We start from the raw sequence: 5,527 nt of genomic DNA on the forward strand, positions 1-5,527 counted from the left end.
TGATCTTCCGATCGCTGTTGCCCCTGAATTTTTTGGATTATATAAGACCTCTTATAGGTTAAAATTCAGGGACAAAGGCGAACGCTGCCGCTTCTACAGATTCAAATGGCCCGCTGCGCTACTACTCGCTGAACCTGCTCCTTTCTTCGCAAAAGCCTCCCCCACTTTTAAATGAGTGGGTATAGGCAGAGGAAATTGGCGCAGCGCTTTGCTTGCTGCACCGAGGGAAATAACGAGGTTAGCATCCGACCGCTTAGTGGCTTTCGTGTGCATCTTTAGTGAACGTGAGTGATTTTTTTTCATCACAAGGATAAAGGATATCTTGGGGAGGCAGGTTAGCCCGAAGATATCCTTTTCTTATTTAGCGTATGGGAATATAGCGCTTGAAATTTGTATAATCCGGAATGGCTTATATACAATATAAACAGTATTAAAAGACAGGTAGTGTAGACGAGGGGGACGTACGGTGATACGTACATTGACTATAGGTCATGATCATCAGGTGACGGTGGGACAGCCACTGGAGCAAATAGACATGGAGGATTACATATGGGTATGGGTGGATTTTAGCGAGCCTACAGATCGTGAATCGGAGCTGCTGACAAGTTATTTTCATTTTCATCCGTTGGCTGTGGAGGATTGTATGCATGTCCTCCAACGCCCTAAATTGGATTATTACGAGGATGTGCAGTTTCTGGTCGTACACGCGCTTGATGTAGATACACTGGATGCGGAAGAAGTGGACTTGTTCATTAGCAGCCGCTATTTGGTGACCTATCACCATCATGAACTGGATGAGATAGATCAGGCCTGGGAACGGATTGCCCAGCATGCGAATGAACGCAAAATATGGTCGCGCGGACCGCTGGCTGCGGCCTACACTGTGATAGATAAGCTGGTGGATAACTATTTTCCGAGTCTGTTCATGATTGAGGATGAATTGGCCGAGCTGGAGGGCTTGGGCAGGCACGAATCGGTGGAGGAATTGATGAAGCAGGTATTTGCCCTGCGGGCCAGACTGCTCAAGCTACGCCGTACGATTGTACCGATGCGTGATCTGATGTACCGAGTCCTGAATTCGCAGCATGTGCAGGGCAAAGGGGAGCATACGGCCTATTTTACGGATATTTATGATCATCTGTTGAAGCTGACGGATATGCTGGAGGCCGACCGCGAAATGACAGCCGACCTGAGAGACAGTTATATTTCGCTCAATTCCAACCGCATGAATTCGATCATGAAGACGTTGACCGTAATTACGACGGTGTTTATGCCCTTGACGCTAATTGTCGGCATTTATGGTATGAATTTTTCGTATATGCCCGAGTTAACCTGGAAATATGGCTATTTTTACATCCTCATCTTCATGTTTCTGCTCAGTGTTGCAATGGTGGTCTGGTTTATGCGTCGAGGTTGGTTCAAATAAAATGGACTACCGACGTTTACGCTTGACCGGACGTCTGCGCGGAGTAGTGGCCTTTTTGCGTTGTGTTTTTTTTCGGCGGCGGCGTGAAGGTGGCTTGTATTCGTCCAATTCCTCGGAAGCAGGCGCAGAATTTTTGCTGCCGGATTTGCCGAATACGGGGAGCGCACCCATTATGAGCTTCGCCATTGGAGCAAATTGCTGTACGCTGCTCATGACTTTTTGTACCTTGCCAAGCGTGGCCACAATTCCGTCAATCCCGCCCATACGGTCAATAAAACCTTTAATTTCATTGAGATTTTTGATATTGCCAAGACTGCCGAGACTTCCGAGCAGTCCCCCCTTGGCTGGAGCAGGGTCTGGTGTAACGACAGCGGCATCCGTAATACTCGCTGGCGCTTCATAAGGCACCACCGCGGAGGAATCGGCTTGAGGAACCTCGTTGTACGGATCGAGTCCGGGATAAGGAGTTGAACTATACGGATCGGAAAGGGATCGCTGTAGCGGCCTCCGATGATAGTAGTGTCCAGGCATGAGATCACATTCCTTTGCAGGTTGATACTCTACTGTATGTTACAAACGCACAGTGGGTTTAGGCGTGTGTCCCGAAATCAGGTATAAATGCGGATTTGGGCATTCGTACAGTATGGTGCCATGTCATGTAATGTTGTTCTGTAATGCGTGAAACCGTTAATGCTTGAAAAACCTACTATTTCTCAGGTACAATGAGGAGAGATTGTAACCTTGGGAGATGATAATCCATGCAGCTCAAAAAGCTTAATGATAAAAGTATTGATCAATTGTTTGAGGCGATCTTAACTCTTAAAAATTTGGAAGAATGCTATGTATTTTTCGATGATCTGTGCACGATAAATGAAATTCAGTCCCTCTCCCAACGCCTGGAGGTTGCCCGTATGCTGGGCAAAGGCAGCACGTATAACCAGATTGAAGCGGAGACCGGCGCAAGTACAGCCACGATTTCACGTGTTAAACGTTGTCTGAACTATGGCAATGACGGGTACAAAATGACGCTGGAACGTCTGGGACGCTAATGCGGAGCCCTGGGATACTAGTCATCAGCCATGGCTCCAGGGAGCCGTATTGGGTGGAACAGGTGGATCAGGCAGTTGCAAAGCTTCATATACCGAAGGAAATACCAGTAGAGGTTTCATTTTTGGAAACGGTTAAAGGAAGATTGATTCAGGATGGTATTGACCATCTGGAAGCCTTGGATGTAACGGATTTACTGGTGATCCCTTTGTTTATGTCATCAGGCAGTACACATGTAGATGAGATTAGCTATGCGCTGGGAGTCAAGGATGCGCCGGACAAAGAAACGGATTTAAAGCCTTTTCGAAGAAAAGCGCGAGTGCATTTCGGCAGCCCGTTGGATGACGGAGAAGATGTTGCACGCATGGTGTGGGACAAGGTTTGCCCATTGTCTGTCGATCCTGCGAAAGAGGTCATTTTACTCATTGGACACGGTAGTGTACATAACGGCTTTCTTCAGCGCTGGGAGCAGGGAATTTCTTCGTTGGCCCGTACAGTGCAAGTCGTGAGCGGTATACGAACAGACTATGCTTTGCTAAATCCCGAAAGTGTATACGACAAGGCAGCTTACTGGTGTCAGGAGCGGGGTCATGATGTTATGGTGGCACCGCTTTTTTTGAGCTCAGGATATTTTACAAGCCGCGTTATTCCCAAGCGGTTAGAGGGGCTTGAGTACCGTTATTCAGGTGAGCCTTTGCTGCCACATCCGCTACTCACAACCTGGATGGACAGGCAAATTTGCGAACTAATGCAAGGCATGCAGAAGTGAGCAGGCGCAAGGCTACTGGTAGTTGGGCTTAAGTAGTTTGATTCAGGTAGATTGGTCCAGCTACAGTATTATTTTGTCCTTTTATTCCCATATTTGGGTTAGTAATGGCTTCTTTTATTGTAAAAGAGGCCTTTTTCCAGTATGATGATATTTTGTATAGACTGAATGTGATGAACTGGTATGTGAATATAAATATCATTAAATATACGGGTGGCGTAACGGAATGAAAAGAGCTAGATTAATTTATAATCCGACCTCAGGGCGTGAGGAAATGAAACGTCGTCTTGCGGATGTTTTGCAGCGTCTGGATGAAGGCGGCATTGAAACCTCTTGCCATGCAACTACGGGTGAAGGGGACGCGACACGTGCTGCAACAGAGGCTATTGAGCGTGGGTATGATATGATTATCGCCGCTGGTGGCGATGGCACTTTGTATGAGGTCATTAACGGGATGGCTGAGAGGGAAAACCGCCCGCCCCTGGGCGTGTTCCCTGTAGGGACGACGAATGATTTTGCCAGAGCACTGGGGATTCCCAGGCAATGGGAGGATTACTGCGACCTGGTTATTCGCCAAAATCCGAAGCCGCTGGATATTGGAAAAGCCAATGATCGCTACTTTATCAACATTGCGGGTGGAGGGACTTTAACCGAGCTCACGTATGAAGTTCCCAGCAAGCTAAAAACGATGATCGGCCAGTTGGCCTACTATTTTAAAGGCATGGAGAAAATGGTCAGTCTGGCTCCGCAAGAGCTGATTATTAAAGCATCAGGGCAGGAAGTGATACATGATGAGTTCATGCTCTTCCTGATTGCGAATACGAATTCAGTAGGCGGGTTTGAAAAGCTTGCTCCCGGGGCGACAATAGATGATGGACTGCTCGACGTCATCGGTGTCCGCAAATGTAATCTTGCGGAAATGATCCGGTTAGTGACGCTTGCGCTGCGTGGTGAGCATTTGCAGGACAAGAAGATCATTCATTTTAAAACAGATTACATGGAAGTAACCTCACCCGGCTATGTCCAGCTTAATCTGGATGGAGAACTGGGAGGAACCTTGCCCGCAACTTTCCGAAATTTGCCGCATCACTTGAATGTATTTCGGTAAGGATTTTGCAAAATCCACAAAGCGCGACTTGTGATTAGCGATAGATAGAATGAAATGATTTTATTCGTCTATATATTGTACCTTGGCGCGACTGGCATCGAATTTTGCGAAATCCTACCGTGAGGAATGATGATGTCGAAGGGTTTTTGTTTCTGAACAATAATGTTTTCGATGAAGCAATGTTTACTTGAAACAGGTTGACGTTTCCAATGATAGCGAGACAAGCACACACTGCAGAGGCTGTTATTTCGTTTCGACTTATTGGTTATGAGTCCTTGCCGTTCTCCGTGGGGGAGTAACGGCATTTTCGGGTTGATGTTTATATTGCATGTAGGCCGTTTGTATTGTATGAATTGAAGAAAAAAGATGGTATAAAAAGATGATCAGAAAGAAGTGATATGAATCATGACAAGTAACCGCAGCGGACGTGGAAAAAGCCGCCGGAATGCAGCAGTTCCTGTTCAAGGAAAGCCACAGAAAAAGACTGTGCAGTCGAAGAAGGAGCAAGGACAGTCTCGAGGTGGAGCTGGAAAGGAACAGCTTCGAATTGCAATCGGGAATGGAAATGGAAATTTTGATGGAAATATAAAGGATATGGACCGGAATAGGATGGGAAAAGGACGAGGGACTCGTCGTTCTTCCGGTGATGGACAGGGAAAAGAGCGAGGGGCACAACGTTCTTCCGGTGATGTACGGGAACAGCACGCTTTAAACCGCAACCGAGTCCGTGCAGAGCGTACCGATCTGCCTGTGCAAAAAAACGATGAGGCCATAATCGACATTATCGGCATGAATCATGATGGCGAGGGTGTAGGGCGTGTCGAGGGTTTTACGCTGTTTGTACCAGGCGCATTGCCGGGGGAAAAGGTACGAGTCAAGGTGCTGAAAACGAAAAAGCAGTATGGCTATGCCAAGCTGCTGGAGATCGTGCAGGCTAGCCCTGACCGGATTGCGGCGCCTTGTGCCATCTATGATCAGTGCGGCGGCTGCCAAATCCAGCATATGAGCTACGAAGCACAGCTGAGCTGGAAGCGCCAGCACGTCGTGGACGTACTGGAACGTATCGGCAAGCTAAGCGTGGCTGATAGCACCAGTGCCGGAACGGAGTCGGGTGCGAATGAAAACGCGACTACCGAATCCGGTAACCAGGCAGCACAGGTATTGGCTACGGGTGTAGAGG

6 protein-coding genes are annotated in these 5,527 nt (G+C 47.6%); 5 read left to right on the plus strand and 1 reads right to left on the minus strand.

Annotation, left to right across the window (positions count from 1 at the left end):
* The first annotated feature begins 466 nt into the window (after positions 1-466).
* The gene (corA, locus tag WG8_RS04315) at positions 467-1,426 is read left to right on the plus strand and encodes a magnesium/cobalt transporter CorA (protein ID WP_007428883.1); all 960 of its coding nucleotides are present in this window, start codon (positions 467-469) and stop codon (positions 1,424-1,426) included.
* A 6-nt stretch (positions 1,427-1,432) separates the two neighbouring features.
* Here corA and WG8_RS04320 read toward each other — a convergent pair whose 3' ends face one another.
* Entirely contained in the window at positions 1,433-1,957 is a 525-nt protein-coding gene (locus WG8_RS04320) for a hypothetical protein (protein WP_007428884.1), read from the minus strand.
* A 227-nt stretch (positions 1,958-2,184) separates the two neighbouring features.
* On the opposite strand from WG8_RS04320, the gene WG8_RS04325 reads away from it, so the two are divergent.
* From WG8_RS04325 to WG8_RS27940, 4 genes are all read left to right on the plus strand, one after another.
* On the plus strand, positions 2,185-2,475 hold the full coding sequence (locus WG8_RS04325) for a YerC/YecD family TrpR-related protein (protein ID WP_007428885.1): 291 nt from the start codon (positions 2,185-2,187) through the stop codon (positions 2,473-2,475).
* On the plus strand, positions 2,475-3,242 hold the full coding sequence (locus tag WG8_RS04330) for a sirohydrochlorin chelatase (protein WP_083837534.1): 768 nt from the start codon (positions 2,475-2,477) through the stop codon (positions 3,240-3,242). Before WG8_RS04325 ends, WG8_RS04330 begins: the two co-directional genes overlap by 1 nt.
* Before the next feature lie 223 nt (positions 3,243-3,465).
* Positions 3,466-4,347 carry a diacylglycerol kinase gene (locus tag WG8_RS04335; protein ID WP_007428887.1) on the plus strand — a complete coding sequence of 294 codons (882 nt, stop codon included), beginning with the start codon at positions 3,466-3,468 and terminating at the stop codon, positions 4,345-4,347.
* 405 nt (positions 4,348-4,752) lie between these two features.
* Positions 4,753-5,527, plus strand: a 775-nt coding sequence (locus WG8_RS27940) for a TRAM domain-containing protein (protein ID WP_007428888.1), incomplete at its 3' end; no start/stop codon positions are given.

The sequence above is a fragment of the Paenibacillus sp. Aloe-11 genome (assembly GCF_000245715.1).
Taxonomy (GTDB): Bacteria; Bacillota; Bacilli; order Paenibacillales; family Paenibacillaceae; genus Paenibacillus; species Paenibacillus kribbensis.

What these genes read in the sequence shown, in the direction of transcription:
- WG8_RS04320 (WP_007428884.1), bottom strand. Translation starts at nt 1,957, where the DNA reads ATGCCTGGACACTACTATCATCGGAGGCCGCTACAGCGATCCCTTTCC.
- WG8_RS04325 (WP_007428885.1), top strand. Translation starts at nt 2,185, where the DNA reads ATGCAGCTCAAAAAGCTTAATGATAAAAGTATTGATCAATTGTTTGAG.
- WG8_RS04330 (WP_083837534.1), top strand. Translation starts at nt 2,475, where the DNA reads ATGCGGAGCCCTGGGATACTAGTCATCAGCCATGGCTCCAGGGAGCCG.
- WG8_RS04335 (WP_007428887.1), top strand. Translation starts at nt 3,466, where the DNA reads ATGAAAAGAGCTAGATTAATTTATAATCCGACCTCAGGGCGTGAGGAA.